Source organism: Streptomyces sp. NBC_00045, assembly GCF_045041095.1.
In the GTDB taxonomy this organism is placed as follows: domain Bacteria; phylum Actinomycetota; class Actinomycetes; order Streptomycetales; family Streptomycetaceae; genus Streptomyces.
This window is the reverse complement of sequence record NZ_CP108271.1, coordinates 710,047-728,601: the sequence shown is the minus strand read 5'-3', so window position 1 is coordinate 728,601 and position 18,555 is coordinate 710,047. Positions and strand designations below refer to the sequence as shown.

The 18,555-nt window shown below is 72.9% G+C and carries 18 protein-coding genes and 1 pseudogene; 7 read left to right on the top strand and 12 right to left on the bottom strand.

Annotation, left to right across the window (positions count from 1 at the left end; genetic code table 11):
- Genes OHA65_RS03640 through OHA65_RS03630 form a run of 3 tightly spaced genes read right to left on the bottom strand, consistent with a single transcriptional unit; the run spans position 1 to position 2,489 of the window.
- On the bottom strand, positions 1 to 876 hold the full coding sequence (locus tag OHA65_RS03640) for an alpha/beta hydrolase (protein ID WP_328761521.1): 876 nt from the start codon (positions 874 to 876) through the stop codon (positions 1 to 3).
- On the bottom strand, positions 873 to 1,610 hold the full coding sequence (locus tag OHA65_RS03635; protein WP_328761519.1) for a TetR/AcrR family transcriptional regulator: 738 nt from the start codon (positions 1,608 to 1,610) through the stop codon (positions 873 to 875). Before OHA65_RS03635 ends, OHA65_RS03640 begins: the two co-directional genes overlap by 4 nt.
- 12 nt (positions 1,611 to 1,622) lie before the next feature.
- Positions 1,623 to 2,489, bottom strand: coding sequence for a class II aldolase/adducin family protein (locus tag OHA65_RS03630; protein WP_329312574.1), 867 nt, complete (start codon positions 2,487 to 2,489; stop codon positions 1,623 to 1,625).
- 127 nt (positions 2,490 to 2,616) lie between these two features.
- Here OHA65_RS03630 and OHA65_RS03625 point away from each other — a divergent pair, with 127 nt between their 5' ends.
- Both OHA65_RS03625 and OHA65_RS03620 read left to right on the top strand, forming a co-directional pair.
- Positions 2,617 to 3,234: a GNAT family N-acetyltransferase gene (locus tag OHA65_RS03625; RefSeq protein ID WP_327281609.1), complete on the top strand. Its 618-nt coding sequence runs from the start codon at positions 2,617 to 2,619 to the stop codon at positions 3,232 to 3,234.
- Between the two features lie 266 nt (positions 3,235 to 3,500).
- On the top strand, positions 3,501 to 4,604 hold the full coding sequence (locus OHA65_RS03620; RefSeq protein ID WP_327281608.1) for a substrate-binding domain-containing protein: 1,104 nt from the start codon (positions 3,501 to 3,503) through the stop codon (positions 4,602 to 4,604).
- Positions 4,605 to 4,635: 31 nt separating this feature from the next.
- Here OHA65_RS03620 and OHA65_RS03615 read toward each other — a convergent pair whose 3' ends face one another.
- From OHA65_RS03615 to OHA65_RS03590, 6 genes are all read right to left on the bottom strand, one after another.
- Positions 4,636 to 6,045, bottom strand: coding sequence for a sensor histidine kinase (locus OHA65_RS03615; protein WP_405759133.1), 1,410 nt, complete (start codon positions 6,043 to 6,045; stop codon positions 4,636 to 4,638).
- A gap of 118 nt (positions 6,046 to 6,163) precedes the next feature.
- A complete protein-coding gene (locus tag OHA65_RS03610) occupies positions 6,164 to 6,889 on the bottom strand; it encodes a response regulator transcription factor (protein ID WP_329312572.1) in 726 nt (241 codons plus the stop codon).
- Between the two features lie 19 nt (positions 6,890 to 6,908).
- Positions 6,909 to 7,733, bottom strand: a complete 825-nt coding sequence (locus tag OHA65_RS03605; protein WP_405761148.1) for a DUF5666 domain-containing protein — start codon at positions 7,731 to 7,733, stop codon at positions 6,909 to 6,911.
- 32 nt (positions 7,734 to 7,765) lie between these two features.
- The gene (locus tag OHA65_RS03600) at positions 7,766 to 8,983 is read right to left on the bottom strand and encodes an ABC transporter permease (RefSeq protein WP_328761516.1); all 1,218 of its coding nucleotides are present in this window, start codon (positions 8,981 to 8,983) and stop codon (positions 7,766 to 7,768) included.
- Positions 8,980 to 9,870: an ABC transporter ATP-binding protein gene (locus OHA65_RS03595; RefSeq protein ID WP_329312568.1), complete on the bottom strand. Its 891-nt coding sequence runs from the start codon at positions 9,868 to 9,870 to the stop codon at positions 8,980 to 8,982. The genes OHA65_RS03600 and OHA65_RS03595 overlap by 4 nt, the downstream gene beginning before the upstream one ends.
- A complete protein-coding gene (locus tag OHA65_RS03590) occupies positions 9,867 to 11,240 on the bottom strand; it encodes an HlyD family efflux transporter periplasmic adaptor subunit (RefSeq protein ID WP_328761514.1) in 1,374 nt (457 codons plus the stop codon). The genes OHA65_RS03595 and OHA65_RS03590 overlap by 4 nt, the downstream gene beginning before the upstream one ends.
- Positions 11,241 to 11,506: 266 nt before the next feature.
- On the opposite strand from OHA65_RS03590, the gene OHA65_RS03585 reads away from it, so the two are divergent.
- A complete protein-coding gene (locus OHA65_RS03585) occupies positions 11,507 to 12,142 on the top strand; it encodes a hypothetical protein (protein WP_405761146.1) in 636 nt (211 codons plus the stop codon).
- Positions 12,143 to 12,372: 230 nt separating this feature from the next.
- Entirely contained in the window at positions 12,373 to 14,043 is a 1,671-nt protein-coding gene (locus tag OHA65_RS03580) for an alpha/beta hydrolase (RefSeq protein ID WP_405761144.1), read from the top strand.
- Positions 14,044 to 14,202: 159 nt separating this feature from the next.
- On the opposite strand, the gene OHA65_RS03575 is transcribed toward OHA65_RS03580, so the two are convergent.
- Entirely contained in the window at positions 14,203 to 14,685 is a 483-nt protein-coding gene (locus tag OHA65_RS03575; RefSeq protein ID WP_329312562.1) for a lamin tail domain-containing protein, read from the bottom strand.
- A gap of 407 nt (positions 14,686 to 15,092) precedes the next feature.
- The gene (locus OHA65_RS03570) at positions 15,093 to 15,488 is read right to left on the bottom strand and encodes a hypothetical protein (protein ID WP_328761510.1); all 396 of its coding nucleotides are present in this window, start codon (positions 15,486 to 15,488) and stop codon (positions 15,093 to 15,095) included.
- Positions 15,489 to 15,650: 162 nt separating this feature from the next.
- Here OHA65_RS03570 and OHA65_RS03565 point away from each other — a divergent pair, with 162 nt between their 5' ends.
- Complete coding sequence (locus tag OHA65_RS03565) at positions 15,651 to 15,998, top strand: hypothetical protein (protein ID WP_405761141.1); 348 nt, start codon at positions 15,651 to 15,653, stop codon at positions 15,996 to 15,998.
- A 58-nt stretch (positions 15,999 to 16,056) separates the two neighbouring features.
- On the top strand, positions 16,057 to 16,839 hold the full coding sequence (locus OHA65_RS03560; RefSeq protein WP_327281596.1) for an ATP-grasp domain-containing protein: 783 nt from the start codon (positions 16,057 to 16,059) through the stop codon (positions 16,837 to 16,839).
- Here OHA65_RS03560 and OHA65_RS03555 read toward each other — a convergent pair.
- Positions 16,836 to 18,002 carry a hypothetical protein gene (locus tag OHA65_RS03555; protein WP_327281595.1) on the bottom strand — a complete coding sequence of 389 codons (1,167 nt, stop codon included), beginning with the start codon at positions 18,000 to 18,002 and terminating at the stop codon, positions 16,836 to 16,838. The genes OHA65_RS03560 and OHA65_RS03555 overlap by 4 nt on opposite strands.
- On the opposite strand from OHA65_RS03555, the pseudogene OHA65_RS03550 reads away from it, so the two are divergent.
- Positions 18,001 to 18,549: pseudogene (locus OHA65_RS03550) on the top strand (hypothetical protein); the annotation flags it as partial. The gene OHA65_RS03555 and the pseudogene OHA65_RS03550 sit on opposite strands and share 2 nt — an antisense overlap.
- Positions 18,550 to 18,555: the final 6 nt, after the last annotated feature.

The following is an 18,555-nucleotide window of genomic DNA, read 5'->3' as shown; positions in this document are numbered from 1 at the left end:
TCAGGGTGCCAGGAACCCGGTGAGCGCGGCAGCCACCGCTTCGGGATCCTCCAACTGCGGGTAGTGCCCGACCGCGGGCGGCCCCGCCAGTTCCACGACCCGGGCGCGCGGCATGCGCGCCCGGATCCGGACCAGTACGTGGGCCCCGCTGATCGGGTCGGCGGGCCCCCACACGAACAGCACGGGCCCGGGGTAGTCCTCCAGGGCCGAGACCCAGCGCCCGGCGTGCAGGCGGCGTTCGTCGATGTAGCGCAACAGCCGCGGGGCGAGGCGGTGTCCGTCGGCGCGGGACGCGGCCGCCCACAGGTCGTGGAGGTCCTCCTCGGGCAGGGGCCGCCCCAGCACGCCGCGCAGGGACCCGGCGAACCGCCGCTGCGTGGTGAAGGGCGCGAGCAGCGGGCCCAGAGGGCCGTGCAGCAGGCGCTGGACCGGCACGGGGCGGTGCAGATCGGGGTAGAGGCCGCCGTTGAGCCAGGCCGTGCGGGTAATCCGGGCCGGATCACGGGCCAGTAGCTCCTGGCCGACGCTCACCCCGTAGTCGTGCGCGACCAGGGCGGTGGCGCCGATTCCGTAACGGCGCCAGACCTCCTCGACGAGCGAGGCCTGGTCGAGCACCGAGTAGCGGTGACGGCGGGGCTTGTCGCTCTCGCCGAAACCGAGCAGGTCCAGCGTCGTGACGCGCAGTCCGGCCGCGACGAGCGCGGGGACGACGGCCGCCCAGTCGTGGGAGGAGGTCGGGAACCCGTGGACGAGGGTGACGGGCGGGCCGTGCGGCGGCCCGTCCTGGCGTACGAAGACGCGGTGCCCGCCGATCCCCGACGCAGCGCCGCCTTCGGTCCAGCGGTGCAGTGGAGGCAGGACGCGTTCGCCGCTCATGGGCGGGCCTCCTCGGCGTGCCGGCGCTCCAGCCCGAACAGCAGGGTCCGCAGGCCGAACTCGAACTCGGCCTCAGAATCGAGGGAGTTGAGGAGTTCGGCATGGCGGTGGACGGCCGGGTGGGTGAGCGGGGAGAGGGAGGTGAACAGCTCGGCCATCGCGGCGCGCTGTCCGGCGGTACGGGCGGCGCCCCCGGAGTCGAGCACGGCGGCGCCGATCACGAAATGGGTGACCGTGAGGTAGACGTGGACGGCCGACCGCGGCTCCCACCCGTGGCCGAGGAGCTGTCCGAGGGCGTGCTCGCGGGCCCGCAGGGCGTTGGGGCCCAGTAGCTGCCCGGCGGTCAGCAGCGGGACGACCGCCGGGTGCGCCGCGAGGACCCGGCGGAACGCGCGGGCCCCGTTCTCCAGGCCGGCCCGCCAGTCCCCGTCGAGCGAGGGCAGCCGGATCTCGCCCAGCACGTGGTCGACGGTCTCGATCAGGAGTTCCTCCCGGCTCGCGACGTGCCGGTAGAGGGAGGTGTGGCGGACCTGGAGGTGGTCGCCGAGCCGGCGCATCGTGAGCGCGTCCAGGCCCTCGCGGTCGGCCAGTTCGAGCGCGCCCGCGGTGATCCGGTCGAGCGTCAGCCCGCCCTGGCGGGGCCTGCGCCGGTCGCGCTCGGCGTACCGGGCCTGCCACCAGGCGGGGGATCCGGGCTCCGCGGAGGCCGGCTCGGATTCGTGCTGGAGCGTCATGGGCGGTGGGGCCTACTCGAAGAGGTCGGGTTCCGTGCGGACGATCTCTTCCCACAGGGGCTGGAAGGAGAACCAGCCCGCGAGCGGGAACCCGGTCTGGTCCCGGGTGTACCGGGCGGACTCGGGATCGATCAGGTGCGGGGTGCCCGCGGCCTCCGCCAGCAGTTGCGCCTGGGCGCTGCGTTCCATGGAGATGAACCACCAGGCCGCCTCGTCGACCGATTCGCCGACGGTGAAGATGCCGTGGTTCTGGTGGATGACGGCCTTGTGCGGCCCGAGCCCCGCGGCGAGCTGCCGGCCGGCCTCCTCTTCGACCACCACGGCGCCGGCGCCGTCCCGGTGCACGGTGTGCTGTTCGTACACGGCGCACGCGTCCTGCGTGATCGGGTCCAGCGGGCGCCCGAGGCTGGAGAAGGCCTTGCCGTGGACGGCATGGGCGTGGCAGGCGGCGACCACGTCGGGGCGGGCGGCGTGGATCGCGGAGTGGATCACGAATCCCGCCCGGTTGACGGGACGCTTGCCGTGGCGGACCTGTCCCTCGTGGTCCACGAGGATCAGGTCGCTGACGCGGACGTGCCGGAAGGACATGCCGAACGGGTTGACCCAGAACATGTCCGGGTATTCCGGGTCCCGCACGGTGATGTGTCCCGCGACCCCTTCGGAGAAGCCGAGGCGGCCGAAGACGCGGCAGGCGCCGGCGAGCCGCTGTTTGCGGTGCTCGCGCTCCTGCTCGGAGTCGGTGAACACGGGCGGCAGGGGCAGTTCGAGGTCTTCCTGCCGGGGGACGAAGGCGCTGGCGCGCCACCGGTCCCCGCCGTGTCCGGGGCCGGTGTCCGGGTCTGCCCCGTGGTGGCCGTCAGTACCCGTCGTCCGGTCCATGTCCCCGCCCCACTCCGTTGTGCGTCCGTTGGACGCATATCTTGCGTCCAGTGGACGCATCGCACAAGACCCGGACCGGCGGCAACCGGATACCCCGGGTTCACCGTCCAAGATCATCAAATGCAGAATGACCCGTATGTCGATGACGAACACACCGAAAACGGCAACGATCGACGACGCGGAGTCGATCGGCCGTATCCTGGCCCGCGCCTTCGGCGACGACCCGATGATGCGCTGGTTCTTCCCCTCCGACGCCTCGCGCGAGGAAGGGCTGGGCCGCTACTTCACCACCCTGTTCACCCGGCAGTACGTCCGCCACGGCGTCTGTGAACACACCGATGCGGCGGCCGCGTTCTGGGTTCCGCCGGGCGCGCAGGAGAAGGCCGTGCCCGACGCCGGGACCGTCGAGGAGCTCTCGGAGATCCTGGGTGACCGGGCTCCGCTGTTCCGGCAGGCCGCGGAGGAGGCTGCCGGGGCCGGGCCCCAGGAGCCGCACTGGTACCTCGCCGTGGTCGGCGCGGATCCGGCGGCGCAGGGGCAGGGTCACGGGGCCGCCCTGCTCCGCTCGGGCCTCGCCAAGGCCGACGCGGCCGGCCTCCCCGTCTACCTGGAGTCCTCCAAGCCGGCCAACCTCCCCGTCTACGAGCACTTCGGCTTCACGGTGCTCGGGGAGGTCCAACTGCCCGGTGGCGGACCGACCCTGTGGCCGATGCGCCGTGCGCCGCGTCGCCCGATCGACGCCTGAGGACCCTCCTCGCGGGAGGCGCCGACGCCTGCGGCGCGACGCCTCCCGGACGGTCGGAGTCTTTACCGCCTCTCCATAAGTTGAAATAGCGTCACAGGGCTAATCGTACGGAAAAGCTTGGTTATTGACTGAATTGCGTGAAAGCGGAGCGTGATGGCAACGTTGCCATCACGTTAATAATTCACTTCTTGACGACAGTCTTGTAGCCGAGTTGACTGCGTTTACCTCGGCCGGAAGGACACGGCCTGTTCAGGGAGGTTTACGTCGTGAACACACATCTCGGTCGGGCCGTCGTCGCTGTCGCTGCTTCCGCGATCACCGTCTCGCTGGCCGCGTGCGGTAGCTCGGAGGACTCGGACGGAAGACCGAGCGGCTCCGCCAAGGAGGCGATCAAGGTCGGCCTCCTGCTTCCGGAGAACCAGACCGCGCGCTACGAGAAGTTCGACAAGCCGCTGATCGAGAAGCAGGTCGCCAAATTCACCCGCGGTAAGGGCGAAGTGGTCTACGCCAATGCCAAGCAGGATGCGGGCGCCCAGAATGCCCAGGTCGAAGCGATGATCACCCGCAAGGTGGATGTCCTGATCATCGACGCGGTCGACGCCAAGGCCATTGGCGGGGCGGTGAAGAAGGCCAAGGACGCCAAAATCCCGGTCATCGCCTATGACCGCCTGGCGGAAGGCCCGATCGACGCGTACACCTCCTTCGACAACGAGGACGTCGGCAAGGTCCAGGGCAAGGCCCTGGTGGAGGCGCTGGGCGACAAGGCCAACGCGGGCCAGATCGTCATGATGAACGGCTCGGTCACCGACCCGAACGCCAAGCAGTTCAAGTCCGGTGCGCACTCCGTCCTCGACGGCAAGGTGACCGTCGGCAAGGAGTACGACACCGTCGACTGGAAGCCGGAGAACGCCAACACGAACATGGCGGCCGCCCTCTCGGCGCTCGGCAAGGGAAAGATCGTCGGCGTCTACTCCGCCAACGACGGCATGGCCGGCGGCATCATCACCGCCCTCAAGGCCGCCGGGGTCTCCCCCCTCCCCCCGGTCACCGGCCAGGACGCCGAACTCGCCGGCGTGCAGCGCATCGTCTCGGGCGAGCAGTACATGTCCGTCTACAAGCAGTACGCCCCCGAGGCCGCGGCCGCCGCGGAGATGGCCGTCGCCCTGGCGCAGGGCGAGAAGATCGACGGACTCATCAACCAGATCGTGGACAGCCCGACCACCAAGGGCGTGCCCTCGGTACTCGTCCCGGGCGTCGCGCTGACCAGGAACAACGTCAAGTCCACCGTGGTCGAGGACGGCGTCTACACCATCGCCGAGATCTGCACCGACAGGTACCGGGCCGCGTGTGAAGAGATCGGCCTGAAGTAGCGGAGGCCGGGCCGTCGGCCCGGCAACCCCGTCAGTGCCCGGCGGACCGCAGGCGGACCCGGAACAGCGCACCGCCACCCGGCGCGGTCTCCAGTTCCAGTTCGCCCCCGTGGGCCTGGACGAGCGCGGAGGCGATCGCCAGGCCCAGGCCCGCCCCGCCGCCCGCCTGCCGGCTCCGGGAGGCGTCCACCCGGTAGAACCTCTCGAAGACCCGGGCCGCTTGCTCCGGCGTGAGGCCCGGCCCGGAGTCGGCCACCTCGATCACCTCGTGGCCGTCCGCGCTGCCGACCCCGATCCGTACCGGCGAACCGGCGGGGGTGTGGGCAACGGCGTTGCCGACCAGGTTGGCGACCACCTGGCGCAGCCGCGCCTCGTCCCCGTCCACCGGCGCGGGGCCCGGCAGGCCGACGCCACCCGGGCCCGTCAGGACCACCTCCCGCGCCGGATCCAGCGCCCGGGTGTCGTGCAGGGCGTCCACCGCGAGGGTGCGCAGGTCCATCGGCGCAAGCTCCAGCGGGCGCTGTTCGTCCATGCGGACCAGGGTCAGCAGGTCCTCCACCAGGCCGCTGAGCCGTACCGCCTCGCTCTCGATCCGGGCCATGGTCCGCTTCACCTCCGCCTCGTCGGCGAGGGCTCCCATCCGGTACAGCTCGGCGAAGCCCCGGATGCCGGCCAGTGGCGTCCTCAGCTCGTGGCTGGCATCGGCAACGAAGCGCCGCATCTGCTCCTCCGACGCGGCGCGGACCGCGAACGCCGACTCGATCTGCGCGAGCATTCCGTTGAGCGCGCTGCTCAGCCGCCCGGTTTCGGTGCGCGGCGAGGCGTCCGGCATCCGGTGCGACAGCGGCCTGCCGGCGGAGATCTCCGCCGCGGTCTCCTCGATCCGCCGCAGCGGACGCAGCCCCGCCCGCACGGCGAACCAGCCGGCCGCGGCGAGCAGCAGCGACACCACGACGCCGATGAGTTCGAAGGCGGTGGCCAGGTGGTCGAGGGTGGAGGACACGTCGTCCAGCGGAGCCGCGACCACCACCCCCGAGGGCAGCTGCGGATCGTCGCTGCCCACCGGCACGATCAGCACCCACCAGGTGCCGCCCCCGTGGTCGCTCGGCACCTCGAACGGCCGCCCGAACCTGGCCCGCAGCTGCGCCCCGTCCATCGTCGGCCACAGCGGGCCCGGATCCCCCGCTGCCACGGGCTGCCGGAACTGGTCCGACACCCTCCCGTCGGCATCGGCGAACGCCACCACGTACTGGCTCGGCAGCCAGGCCCGGCCGCCCGTCCGGCCGAGGTGCTGCTGCGGGGTGCCCTCGGCCCGGACCCGGTACGCCACCGAGTCCCCGTACCGTTCGAGCTGCTGGTCCACCCGCCCCACCAGCTGGGCGCGCACCGAGCCGAGCACGACGGTGTCGCTGACGGTCAGCCCGAGGGCGACCAGGGCCATGGAGAGCAGCACGAGCCGCGAGCGCAGGGACAGGCCCGCGAACCGGCGTGCGAAGCGGTGTGCGACGTGCTTCGTCCGCAGCCGTGCGCGCTCCGGCCGCCGAAGGCGTCCCGCCACGTCAGGCCTGGGGGCGGCGCAGGACGTACCCGATGCCGCGCACGGTGTGGATGAGCTTGGGGGCGCCGTCCGCGCCCGAGTCCACCTTGCGGCGCACGTACGAGATGTACGACTCGACGATGCTGAGGTCGCCGCCGAAGTCGTACGCCCACACGTGTTCGAGGATCTGCATCTTGGAGACGACGCGATCGGCATGGGTCATCAGGTACGCCAGCAGTTTGAACTCGGTGGGGGACAGGGACACGGGCCGGCCGCCGCGCAGCACCTGGTGGCCCACCGGGTCCAGTTCGAGGTCGCCGGCGACGAGGCGGCCCTCGCCCGTCGGTGCGCCGGTGCGCCGTAGGATCGCCCGGATCCGGGCGATCAGCTCCTCCAGGCTGAACGGCTTGGTGACGTAGTCGTCGCCGCCGGCCGTCAGCCCGCCGACCTTGTCGTCGACCCCGTCCTTCGCGGTGAGGAACAGCACCGGCAGGTGATCGGCCCCAGCCCCGCTGCCGGCCACCTCGCGCAGCCGGCGCACCACGGCGAACCCGCTGATGTCGGGCAGCATCACGTCGAGCACCACCAGGTCGGGCCGCTCCTTGGCGACCGCCGCCAGCGCGTCGGCACCGCTCGCCGCCGAGGTGACGCGGAAGCCGACGAACCGCAGCGAGGCGGACAACAGCTCCCGGATGTTCGGCTCGTCGTCGACGACGAGCAGGCTCGCCTCGGGCGTCGCCGTGTCCATGGGGTCCTCCTTCTCGCGCTCAGCCCCGGCCGCCGCCCGAGAACCCTCCCGCGCCGCCCTGGGCGACGGTCGTCGCGGCGACGTCGCCGGAGGGGTTCTGGCTGCCGCGCACGGTCACGGTCTGACCCGGCTGGAGGTCGGACACCTTGCCGGTCTTGGCCTCGGTGATCTGGGTGTTGGTGTCGGTGGTGATCTTGACGACGTTGCCCTGGGCGTCGGTGACGTAGAGGGTCGTGCCGTCGACGAGCTTCACCGTACCGGTGGTCACGCCGGCCCCGGCGCCCGGGCCGCCCGTTCCGCCCGTCCCAGCCCCGAAGCCCTGCCGCTGGCCGTTCTGCCCGGCCCCGGTGCGCCCCTGGCCGGTGGCACCCTGGCCCTGGCCGGCGGTTCCCTGCCGCTGGCCGCCGGAGCCGGTGCCCGACGGGCCCGAGCCCGTGCGCCCCTGGCCGGTGCCCGCTCCCGCGGTGAAGTTCCGGCCGGCGGCGCCGGCTCCTCCCGACCCCTGGAGATGGCCCTTCTCGACCAGGGCGCCCCCGGTGAACGCGAGACCGGCCACCACCCCGCCGGAGAGCAGGAGCGTCAGCCAGGGCAGCCGCGGCCGGGGCGGAGCGGCGAGTTCCGCCGAGATGTCCCGCGTGTCCGGCGGCTCGGAGAGGATCCCTTCGGGGTCGGCCGCGGGATCCGCCGGGGATCCACCCGCCGACGGGCCCGCCCCGCCGGGGCCCCCGCCGGCTTCCGCGGCGGCGTCCGCGGCGGCCGAGGCGGTGAACACCTCGGCGAACGGCGCGAACCGGTCCTCGCCCGCCTCGGGCTGCTTCTCCAGTTCGGTGCGGCGTCGTGCCATGTCAGCTTCTCCCTGTTCCTGCGTGTGCCGGCTCACTCGTGCCGCAGCGCTTCGATGGGCCGCAGGCTCGCGGCCCGGTTGGCCGGGTAGCCGCCGAAGAACAGCCCGATCACCACGGCGATGGCGAAGGCGCCGACGACCGACTCCGGTATGACGACCGGCTTGATGCCGACGATGGTGAAGTGCGAGCCGATCAGCCCGGCCGCGACGCCGAGCCCGCCGCCGATCAGCGAGAGCAGGGTCGACTCGGCGAGGAACTGGCCGAGGATGACGCCCCGCGGCGCCCCGATCGCCTTGCGGATGCCGATCTCACGGGTCCGCTCGGTCACCGTGACCAGCATGATGTTGGTGATCCCGATCCCTCCGACCAGCAGGGAGATCGCGGCGACCGCGCCCAGCAGCACCGTGAACGTCTTGTTCGTCGCCGCCTGCGTGGTCAGCAGGGAGGCCTGGCTGGCCACCCGGAAGTCGAGGGTGGCCGGGTCCTTGATCCCGTGCCGCGCCATCAGGACCGTGGTGATCTCGCTCTGCGCCCCCGCCGTCGCGTCCGCGGACTTGGCCTCGACGAGGATCTGACCGACGGAGCCGAAGCCGGTGAAGGCGTTCTGCACGGTGGGCAGCGGTGCGACCACCACGTCGTCCGGGTCCTGGAAACCGGTACCGCCCTTGGCGGCGAGCACCCCGACCACGGTGAACGGCGTGCCGCCGAGGACCACCTTGCGGCCGACCGGGTCGGCCGTGCCGAACAGGTCGGCGGCGGTCGTCGCGCCGATGACGGCGACCTTCCGGGACGCCAGTACGTCGTCGCCGCTGAAGTAGTCGCCCTTGGCCACCTTGCTGTTGGACGCCTTGAAGTAGGCCGGGTACGTGCCGACGACCTGGCCGACCGAGTGCGAGGTGCCCTCGTACAGCGCGGTCTGCGAGGTGGTGACCTCGGGCGCCACCGACTCGATGTGCGGCGCGGCCGAGGGGTCGGCGAGCGCCCGCGCGTCCTCGACGGTCAGCGGCTTCGTACCGCCGGCGGAGCCGGAGCGCCCGCCGCCGGATCCGCTGCCCGAGGAGACGGTCAGGGCGTTGGTGCCGAGCTTCTCGATGGAGTCCTTCACCGCCTGGGAGGAGCCGTTGCCGACGGCGAGGAGGAGGATCACCGCCGCGACGCCGATCAGCACACCCAGCATCGTCAGTGCGGAGCGCACCTTGTTGGCCGCGAGCCCGCCGAAGGCGAAGAGCAGCGTCTGGAACGGGTTCACCGCAGACCTCCGGCCACCGCGTGGGTGCCGGCCAGCGCGTGCGCCCCGGTCATCGCGGGCGGGGGACCGGCCACGGGCGCCTGCCGTACGTCCTCGACGATCTGCCCGTCCACCAGGCGCAGGACCCGTTTGGCGTGCCGGGCCACCTCGTCCTCGTGGGTGATCAGGACGACGGTGCGTCCCGAGGCGTTGAGCCGGTCCACGAGGGCCAGGACCTCCTCGGTGCTGTGGCTGTCCAGGTTGCCGGTCGGCTCGTCGGCGAGCAGCATCGCGGGCGCGGTGACGAGCGCGCGGGCCACGGCGACGCGCTGCTGCTGGCCGCCGGAGAGTTCGTTGGGCCGGTGGTCCAGGCGTTCGGACAGGCCGACCAGGGTGAGCGCGGCCACCGCGCGCCGACGCCGCTCGGCGGCCTTCACTCCGGCGTAGGCCAGCGGCAGTTCCACCTGGGCGACGGCGCTGGTGCGGGGCACCAGGTTGAACGACTGGAAGACGAAACCGATCTTGCGGTTGCGGACCAGCGAGAGCTGGTGCTCGTCCAACCCGCCCACGTCGATCCCGTCGAGCAGGTAGCGGCCCGAGGTGGGGACGTCGAGGCAGCCGAGGATGTTCATCAGGGTCGACTTGCCCGAGCCCGAGCTGCCCATGACGGCGACGAAATCACCCTGTTCCACGACGAGCTCGACGCCGGGCTGGCGGCCCGTGGCCGGATCGTGCGGTCCGCCGAGCGCACGCACGGCGGCGTCGCCGTGCCCGTACGTCTTGAGCAGCGAACGGACCTCGATCACCGGCGGCGCGGGCTGCCGCGGTACGTCCGCTTCCGGCGCCCCGGTCCGAGCCGCGGACGGTGCGCCGGACGGCGCCCGGCGCGGCCACAGCGGCGGCGTCATCCGCGGCCACCCCCGCCCCCGCCGGTGCGGAAGCCACTGCCCCCGCCGCGGTTGCGGGCACCGGCGGCCCCGCCCGCCCCGGCGCCGCCGGGGAAGGCACCACCCGGGAAACCGCCGTTCCCTGCCGAGGACACCGCGGCCAGCTGCACCTGCTCGCCCTCGGTCAGCCCGCTGACGATCTGGTCGGTGCTGTCGCCTTCGAGGCCGACGGTGACCGGCGTGCGCACGGCGGTGCCGTCCGCCTTGACGACGGTGACGGTACGGTTCGCACCGGTCCCGGACACGGCCGCGGTCGGGACCGAGAGGGCGCCGGACGCCTCGCCGACGACGACCTGGATGGCGGCGCTGAGGCCGCTGCGCAGGTCGTCGGTGGGGCTCGTGATGGTGAGGGTGGCCGCGTACTGCACGGCGCTCCCGCCTCCCGAGTTGCCGCCGCCGGAGGACGAGCCGCTGCTCGTGGGAAGCGAACTGACTGACAGAACCTGGGCATTGAGGGTCTTGCCGGACATCGCGTTGAGCGTGACCGTGGCCGCCTGGCCAGGCTTCAGCTTGAGGGCGTCGGCCTCCGAGAAGTTCGCCGTCACCTGCATGCCGGACGGGTTCGTGAGCACCACGAAGCCGGACAGGGCGGATGAGGAACCGGCGTTCGCGGAAGCGGAGTTGCCGCTCGAACCGCCACTGCCGCCGCCGCCCGTACCACCGCTGCCGCTGCCGCTGCCGTTCGTACCGGACACGGTGTCACCCACCTTCGCCGAGACGGAGGCGACCGTCCCCGCAGCCGGGGCCTTCAGCACGGTTCCGTCGACGGCGCGCTGCGCGGCGTCGACGGCGTTCTGGGCCTGGGTGAGCTGGGCGTGGGCCTGGGCCACCTGCGCCGGGTCCACGGTCGGTGTGGCGGCCGGTACGGAAGCGGCCGCGGAGCCGCCCCTCGACGACGACGAGGAGGACGACGAGGAGCCGGTGTTCGGCGCCGAACCCGCCTGGCCGGCCTCGGCCTTGGTGACATTGGCCTGGGCCGCGGTCAGCGCGGCCCGGGCCTGGGTGAGCGACTCCGTCGCGGCGGTCGAGTCGACCTTGCCGAGCAGCTGGCCCTTGGTGACCTTGTCGCCCGGCTTGACGTCGACCTCGGTGAGCCGGCCGCCGGTGGTGAAGTTCACCCCGGCATCGCTGGGTGAGCTCAGAGACCCCGAGCCGGACACGGTCGCGAGGACGGTGCCCTTGGCGACCGTCACGGTCCGCGCGCCGCCGCGCGCCGGAGCGTCGCTGCCACTCGTCACCGCCGCGTACGCGCCGCCGGCGCCCGCGAGGACCGCCACTCCGAGCACCGAGTTGATCAGGACGGCCCTGCGCCGCCGTGGGAGCACCTTCATGGAGCAGGATCTTGGCCGCCCGCACTTTGGAGGCTCTGGGAGGTTCCTGGGAGTTCCCTGGGAACGGCACGCTCCACCGAAGCGGGCATAGCGTGGGATACGGGGCGTATCGATCAGACTCCCGGTACCGCAGGAGTGCCGTGGCCCGCGCACTGTCAGGGAACTCCCAGCCGATGCCCCGGTCGCCCCCATCTCCGTGCGGTTCAGTCTTCGTCGCCGGCGCGCCGACGCCGCCGGCGGCCCGACGCCCCGAGGAGACAACGGACATGCCCTGGACCACGACCCGGCCGGCCACTGCGCGCACTGACGTCGCGTCCCGGGCGGCCGTGTGCGCCCTGGTCCTCGCTGCGTGCGGGCTGGTGCTCGCGGGCTGCTCCTCCGGTTCCGGTGCGGTGAACGCGGCGGCCGGTGCATCCGCATCCGCCTCGGCGTCGGCCTCGCCGGACGCCAAGGCGATGGACGCGTACCGCCAGTGCCTGGCCCAGCACGGCGTCACGATGGCGCCGCGCCCGAGCGGGAGCGGCCGCCCGTCCAACGGGACGCGGGGGCCCGGTGCCGGGGGCGGTCCCGGCGGCTGGGGTGGTGGCGCGTCCGCAGGCGCCGGCCGCGGCCCTTCGGCCGACCCGCAGCGCAGGGAGGCCACGCAGGCGTGCGCGGACCTGCGCCCGCAGTTCAACGGGCGCGGCGGCCCCGGCGGCGACGGCAGTGCCATGAAGACGTTCACCAGCTGCCTCAAGGACCACGGCGTGGTGCTGCCGTCGGCCTCCCCGAACGCTCCGGGCACGCGGGGCGTCCCCACCTCGGACCCGCAGTCGGCGCAGGCCTTCGAGACCTGCAAGGCCCTGCTGCCGCAACGCGGCGGCCAGGGCAGCCCCCGGCCGGATGCGAGCCCGACCGCCTGAGACCGCGGCGCGCTGACCGGGAGACGCGGCACCCCTCTGCGTACCGTACGTGATCACCGAATGCGTACGGCGATGACCGCAATCGGCGCACCCGGAGCGGCTGCGTCCCGAGGACACCCGGACCCGTTCGGACGCGTGCCGGTTGCCCGGAGTGCCGGCCGCCGATGTCATGGCAGACGAGGCCTGCCGACACCGCGCGGGCCGTCCCCCGCCCACGGAAGGGGCCGGCGATGCGGACGACCGGCATATCGACACCGTTGCGCGGCGCTGCCAGTGCGCTGGCCGGAGCCCTTCTGGCGCTGCTGTCGGCGGCCGCCCCCGCGTCGGCCGGCGGCCCGGACGGCGGCCACGAACGCGTCGTACTGCACTGGCGGCCGTGCCCGCAGAAGGCACGGGCGGAATTCGAATGCGCGGTGGCACAAGTGCCCCTGGACCATGCGGACCCCTCGGGCCGGACGATCGACCTGGCGGTGATCCGCCACCGGGCGACCGGCCCGGGGCGCGCCAAGGGATCGCTGTTCTTCAACCCGGGCGGGCCCGGTGGCCCCGGGACCATCGGACTGCCCGGGCTGTACCGCAAGTTCCCGGCGGAGCTCAGGGACCGCTTCGACATCGTCAGCTGGGACCCGCGCGGCATCGGCGACAGCACGGCGGTGCGTTGCTTCGACAGCGCCGCCGAGGCGGAGGCCTGGCAGAAGAAGGTCCCGCCGTTCCCGGTCGGCCGGCAGGAGCAGCGGGCGTACGTCGCCGCGCACACCGATCTGGCGAAGCGGTGCGAGCGGCGGGACCCGGAGCTGCTGCGCCACGTCTCGACCGCCGACACCGCACGCGATCTCGACCTGCTGCGCCGGGCAGCGGGCGACGACAGACTGCGCTACTGGGGCATCTCGTACGGCACGCTGCTCGGAGCGACGTACGCGAACCTGTTCCCGGACCGGGTCGGGGCACTCGTGGTAGACGGGAACGTCGACCCGCAGGCCTGGGTGGACCACGGCGAGGGCGCCGAGCCGGCGCGGAGCACCTTCCTGCGCCTCGGCTCGCACCGCGGATCCGCCGGAACGCTCGGACAGTTCCTCGACCACTGCGGCCGCGCGCCGGTGTCCCGCTGCGCCTTTTCCGCCGGCAGTGCGGCGGCCACCCGGGCCAAGTACGACACCCTGCTGGAGCGCATCTCCGCTCAGCCGGTCGGGAAGTGGACGTACGCCCGTGCGGTGAGCGAGGTACGGGGTGGCCTCTACACGGTGCACCCGGGCTGGACCAGGACCGCCGACATCCTCCAGACGCTGTGGCGAGGACGGCCGCCGACCGAGCCCCCCGCTCCGACCGGGCCCGCCCACTACCCCGGGTTCGAGCAGCTGTACGCGGTCCTGTGCGCCGAAAGTCCCAACCCCGCTGCGCCCGCGCGCTATCCCGTACTGGAGCGGCAGGCCGTCGAGGAGTCCGACCCGCTCGCCCGGTGGTGGGTGTGGGCGAACGAGCCGTGCGCCGCCTGGCCCTCCCGGGCCGCCCATCCGTACACGGGTCCGTGGAACCGGACCACCGCGCACCCGGTGTTGGTGGTCAATCCGGTGTACGACCCGGCCACCCCGTACCGGGCCGGGCAGGCGATGGCCGCGCAGCTCGCGCGCGCCGGACTGCTGACGCTCGACGGCTACGGGCACACCGCACTGGACAACCCGAGTGCCTGCGTGAAGCGTCACGTGGTGCGGTACGTGCTGACCGGGGCGCTGCCGCCGGAAGGGGCGCGGTGCGCCCAGGACACCCCGCCGTTCACCCACCCGGGGCAGTCGTCGACGGCGACCGCGCAGACCAGTCCGGCATCCCGGGCGGTGGTGCCCCTCCCGGACGGCCGGGCGCTGCGGGCGTGGCCGCCGGCCTGGCTGCCGCACCGGGCGGGCTGACGGAGGGAAACCGCCGCAGGGTACGGGAGGGGCGGGAAACGCGAGAGCGGCGTGTCACGGCAGGATCGCCGTGACACGCCGTTCGCGGGGGCCGGCGGCTCACGCTCTCGTCTGCGTGGCCGCCGGCCGGGTCAGCCCGTCAGGGCCGGCCGGTTCGGGTCAGTGGTTGCGGTGGTGGCGACGGCCGTTCCACGAGTTGGAGTCGAGGACGTTGCCGCGGTTGTCGCGGAGCGTGGCGCTGTCGCGCTCGTCCCACACCTGGTCGCGGCGGTCCTGGTAGACGTCGCGGCTGGTGTCGCGGCCCTTGCCGGTGTGGACTTTGACGCTGGAACGGCCGTCCAGGCGGAAGTCGTTGAAGCGGTAGCGGTTGCCCTGCCGGTCGGTGAGGGTGTAGCCGCGCAGGTTGACGCCGTGGCGGCCGGTGTTCCTCACCTCGACCCACTCCCCGTTCAGGGCGCGGGCGGAGCGGTCGTTGCGGCCGGGGCTGTCGTACTGGACTTCGCCGATGACGATCGAGGACTGCGGGGCGCGGTGGCCGCGCTGGTGGCCGTCGGCGGCTGCCGGGAGGGCGGCGGCACCGACCAGGGCGCCTGCGGCCAGGAACGCGGAGACGACCCGGCGGGTGGCGAGAGAAGCAGACATGGAGATGACCCCTTCACAGACAGCAGCCCTACCCTGCCCGTGAAAGGGAGGTGGGCTTCGAACAGTTCCCGGCGTCCTGCCGAGGAGCCACACTCTGGCCCGCCGCCACCACCCAAAGCCACTTATTCGGAGCGTGTTGCCGCATGTTGCCGAATGCGGACATATCCGTGACTCTCTCTTGTACCGGACATGGGTCAACACGGTGCTGACCCGGACCGCGCCGGCGCGCGGAGCGGGCCTTGGGAGGCCTGGGGGCGGAGGCCTCCCGGTCCGGACGCCCGCCGCGGCGCCCCTCGTCGGCGCTGCTCCGAACGGGTTCAGGGTCGTGTAACAGCCGCTCGGGACGTTTTTCGCGCACGCCTGGGCAAGGCCCCGCACGTTCCGGGAACGCGCACCGTCCACCGCGGTCAGGGGATCAGTACGCAGTGGTTCTCGATCACCCTGCCACCGCGGTCCAGGCCACCGCAGACAGCCAGCCTCGGGTACGCCCTAATCTCGCGGTTGACGACGAACCGGGCCCGCGACACGCCGGCCCTGCTGTTCCGGTAGTCGCCCACGAACGCCCGCAGCGTCCCGGGCAGTCCGTCCTTGGTCGTGACCGTGATGTCCTGGACGTAGTCGCGCCCCTGGTAGGCGGTCGCCACGCAGATGTACGTCCCGCACGTGTACTTCACCTCGGCGCTCGCGGGCGTGGCGGTCGCCAACGCCACCGCGGACGCCGCGACGAAGGCGGCCGACACCGTCGCCCACCGGCGCCGCGCGGGCGCCGCCGGTCGAACACTGTTCCGGCGCTCGTCTTTCATGAGATCCCCTCCGAACCGCATCGGGTGACTGCACGACCCATCCACGGTGGCACGTTCGGTTCCGTCGCAACAGGGCGCCCGCACGGTCGCCCCGGGGAGGAGCTAACCTCCGCCGGGCGGGGCAGACGAGCGAGGAAACCCGAGGGAGAGAAGAGGTACGGCATGGCCGACCAGCACGCGATCGAGCCGCAGCAGCAGCCCCACGAGCCCACCGAGCGGGAGCGCGCGACGCGCGACCGCGTACGGGACGAAGCCGCCGGCATGAGCCACCACGAAGCGGCCGCGGCCCGTGAGGCGGCCGAGGAAGCCCTCGCCGCCGGGGCCGGGGCCGACGAGGAGGCCCTGGCCGCGGCAGCGGAATGGCAGCGCATCACCGAGCTGCTCGCCGACCACAGCGGTCCGTACGCCCCGGAGTCCGACCCCTTCGTCCAGGGCCAGCTCACCGCCCGCGAGAACCTGCACGCCGTCCGAGCCCCCCGGGCCGCCTCCGGCCTCGACCGCACGACGTAGGCCTACCTCGGCAGCCGCGGCGGGCTCCACGGGCTCCCCGCCTTGTAACCTCGCCGCCATGGAAGCCCGCACCGTACGCACCCTGTTGCTGAACCCGCCCCGGACCAGCACCGCGGAACTCCTCGCACAGGCGGCGGCCTGGCGCGGTTACGAAGTCCTCGCGCACGCCGGTCGGGCCGAGGGGCGCGAGACGCACTGGTACGGCGGCCCGCTCGCCGCCGACGCGTTGGCCGGGCGGCTCGGTCTCGGGCTGCTCGAACCGGCCGACGAGTGGCTGGCGACGGTGCCGCACCCCCTTCTCCGGCGTGCCGTGCGGCTCACGACGCTCGCCGAAGCCCGCTCACTGCAGGAACGTGCCTTCGTGAAACCGCCTTCCGCGAAGATCGACCTGCTGCCCGCCGCGGTGTACGAGGACGCGAGCGCCCTGCCGGCCGGTCTCGACGCCCTCACGCCCGTTCTCGTCAGCGGCGTGGTGGAGTTCGCGGCCGAATACCGGCTGTTCGTACTCGACGGGGAGGTCGCGGCCGGCAGTCGCTACGCCGTACACGGACGCCCTGATCCCGCACCGCTGGACGCGGGCGCCCGTGCCTTCGCCCGTGAGGTGCTCGCCGCCACGGCAGGCGGTCTGCCCAGTGCCGTCTGCGTGGACGTCGGCCGGCTCGTCGGCGGCGGCTGGGCGGTCGTCGAGGCCAACATGCCGTGGTTCGCGCACTGTTATGCGGCCGAGCCCGACCGCGTCCTGGACGTCGTGATGCGCGCCGCGGGCCCCCTCGCCCGGGTGGGCGAGCGCGACCTGCCGTTCCTCCGAGCAACCGCGGCGCGGGTCGGCGACACCCCTTAGGCGTCGGTCGGCCCCGCGGACCCGGCGGGCGGGGTGTCGGGACGCTCGGCGGGCTGGTCGGCGGGTCGGCTCGCCGCGAGTTCGGCGAGGATCGCGTCGGCGAGGCCCTCGCGGCGCATGCGCTGGTCGACGTACAGCATCCCGCTGACCAGTTGGGTGAACCCGATCTGGAACATCTGGCCCACGGTGGTGCCGAGGACCATGGCGAGGAGGGCGAGCACCAGGGCGGTGATCAGACCGGTCGTGGGGGCGCCCCCCTCGGGCTGGTCCGCCACGGCGGGAATCACCGCGAACATGCCGATGAGGTTGAACGGCATCTGGACCGCGTACGAGACCGCCCCCGCGACCATCGCGGCCACGAGGGTGAAGCCGAAGATCCGCCACCAGTCGCCCCGGACCAGCTTGGCCGAGCGGCGCAGCGCGGTGACCGGGCTCGCTCCCTCAAGGACCACGACGGCCGGGGCCAGTCCGAGGCGGGTGCTGAGCCACACGGACAGGGGGAGGGCGGCGAACAGGAGCACCGGCAGGAGGCCGAGGAGCACCGGGCCGCCGTCCCCGGAGGCCACGGAGAACATCAGTGGGACCCACAGGGCCATGACGGCGCATATCGGGGAGCCGGCGATCAGCATCGTCAGCAACAACGCGCCGGCCACCGCGGGGGCCCGCCGGAGGGCGGCGCGCCGCATGGCCCGGAAGGTGGTGGGGCGGCCCATGACGGCCTCCTTGAGCACCGCCTGACAGAGCGCGGCGAGTACCGCCGTGCCCAGCACGCCCAGGACGAGGAGCAGCGCGAACAGCGTGCCTCCCGCGACGACCAGCGGGACGACGTGCTCGGCCCCGGGCGTCTCGCCGTAGGGCGGGTCGAAGACCGGCTCGAAGTGCTCGTGCACGGCGGCCACGGCGATGACGACCGCGAGGGCCATGACCGGCAGCATGACGGCCTGCACGGTCAGCATGACACCGGCCAGCTGCTTCCAGTGGTTGCGGATGGTCGCGAACGATCCGCGGAGCACGTCCCCGAGAGCCAGCGGCCGCAGGGGTATCACCCCCGGCTGCGGCGCCGGCGGCGCCCAGCCGCCCCACGGCGGGACGCCGCCCCATCCGCCTCCGTGGCCTCCCGGTCCGGGTGCTCCCGTAGGTCCCCACCCTGTGTTCTGCGTCATGCACAAGCTCCGTACGTCGTCCCCCGAATGGAGCCACAACGTAACCCACCTGCAGCGCTGCCGGACCCGTCTGTACTCTGAGCGGGCTTTCGATCTTGTTCAAGCGGCAACGGAGATGAATGGGGGGCCGGTGCGCAGTCGCCGACTCGTGGTTTCAGCCGCAGCCATCGCGGCGAGCGTGGGTCTCATACCGGGCGTGGCGCAGGCCGACGATCCCGCGGCGCCCGGGGTGTCCGTTCCGCCTGTCGAGAGGGCCGCCGACGAGGCCGGGACGTTCCAGAGCCCGGCCGGGCACACGGTGCGAACGCCGCAGCCGGGCAGCGGAGAAGACGAGGCGACGGCACAGACCGCCGCCGCTGCTTCGAACCTCGAAATCGCGATGTCGGCCGACATCACCACCGCGCGCGGGATCGACCTGAACGTCAACCTCTACAACGGGGTGGCCGTCCCGCACGAGGTGACCATCGCCTGGGGTGACGGCACTACGGACACGGCCACCGCCCTCGGGGGCGAGGTGCTGCGGCACAACAGGCACGCCTACCCCCGGCCCGGG

Coding starts and splice junctions, on each gene's coding strand:
- OHA65_RS03560 (WP_327281596.1), top strand. CDS start 16,057: ATGGAAGCCCGCACCGTACGCACCCTGTTGCTGAACCCGCCCCGGACC.
- OHA65_RS03580 (WP_405761144.1), top strand. CDS start 12,373: ATGCGGACGACCGGCATATCGACACCGTTGCGCGGCGCTGCCAGTGCG.
- OHA65_RS03575 (WP_329312562.1), bottom strand. CDS start 14,685: ATGTCTGCTTCTCTCGCCACCCGCCGGGTCGTCTCCGCGTTCCTGGCC.
- OHA65_RS03605 (WP_405761148.1), bottom strand. CDS start 7,733: ATGGCACGACGCCGCACCGAACTGGAGAAGCAGCCCGAGGCGGGCGAG.
- OHA65_RS03635 (WP_328761519.1), bottom strand. CDS start 1,610: ATGACGCTCCAGCACGAATCCGAGCCGGCCTCCGCGGAGCCCGGATCC.
- OHA65_RS03570 (WP_328761510.1), bottom strand. CDS start 15,488: ATGAAAGACGAGCGCCGGAACAGTGTTCGACCGGCGGCGCCCGCGCGG.
- OHA65_RS03625 (WP_327281609.1), top strand. CDS start 2,617: ATGACCCGTATGTCGATGACGAACACACCGAAAACGGCAACGATCGAC.
- OHA65_RS03585 (WP_405761146.1), top strand. CDS start 11,507: ATGCCCTGGACCACGACCCGGCCGGCCACTGCGCGCACTGACGTCGCG.
- OHA65_RS03610 (WP_329312572.1), bottom strand. CDS start 6,889: ATGGACACGGCGACGCCCGAGGCGAGCCTGCTCGTCGTCGACGACGAG.
- OHA65_RS03590 (WP_328761514.1), bottom strand. CDS start 11,240: ATGAAGGTGCTCCCACGGCGGCGCAGGGCCGTCCTGATCAACTCGGTG.
- OHA65_RS03595 (WP_329312568.1), bottom strand. CDS start 9,870: ATGACGCCGCCGCTGTGGCCGCGCCGGGCGCCGTCCGGCGCACCGTCC.
- OHA65_RS03630 (WP_329312574.1), bottom strand. CDS start 2,489: ATGGACCGGACGACGGGTACTGACGGCCACCACGGGGCAGACCCGGAC.
- OHA65_RS03565 (WP_405761141.1), top strand. CDS start 15,651: ATGGCCGACCAGCACGCGATCGAGCCGCAGCAGCAGCCCCACGAGCCC.
- OHA65_RS03615 (WP_405759133.1), bottom strand. CDS start 6,045: ATGGCCCTGGTCGCCCTCGGGCTGACCGTCAGCGACACCGTCGTGCTC.
- OHA65_RS03640 (WP_328761521.1), bottom strand. CDS start 876: ATGAGCGGCGAACGCGTCCTGCCTCCACTGCACCGCTGGACCGAAGGC.
- OHA65_RS03555 (WP_327281595.1), bottom strand. CDS start 18,002: ATGACGCAGAACACAGGGTGGGGACCTACGGGAGCACCCGGACCGGGA.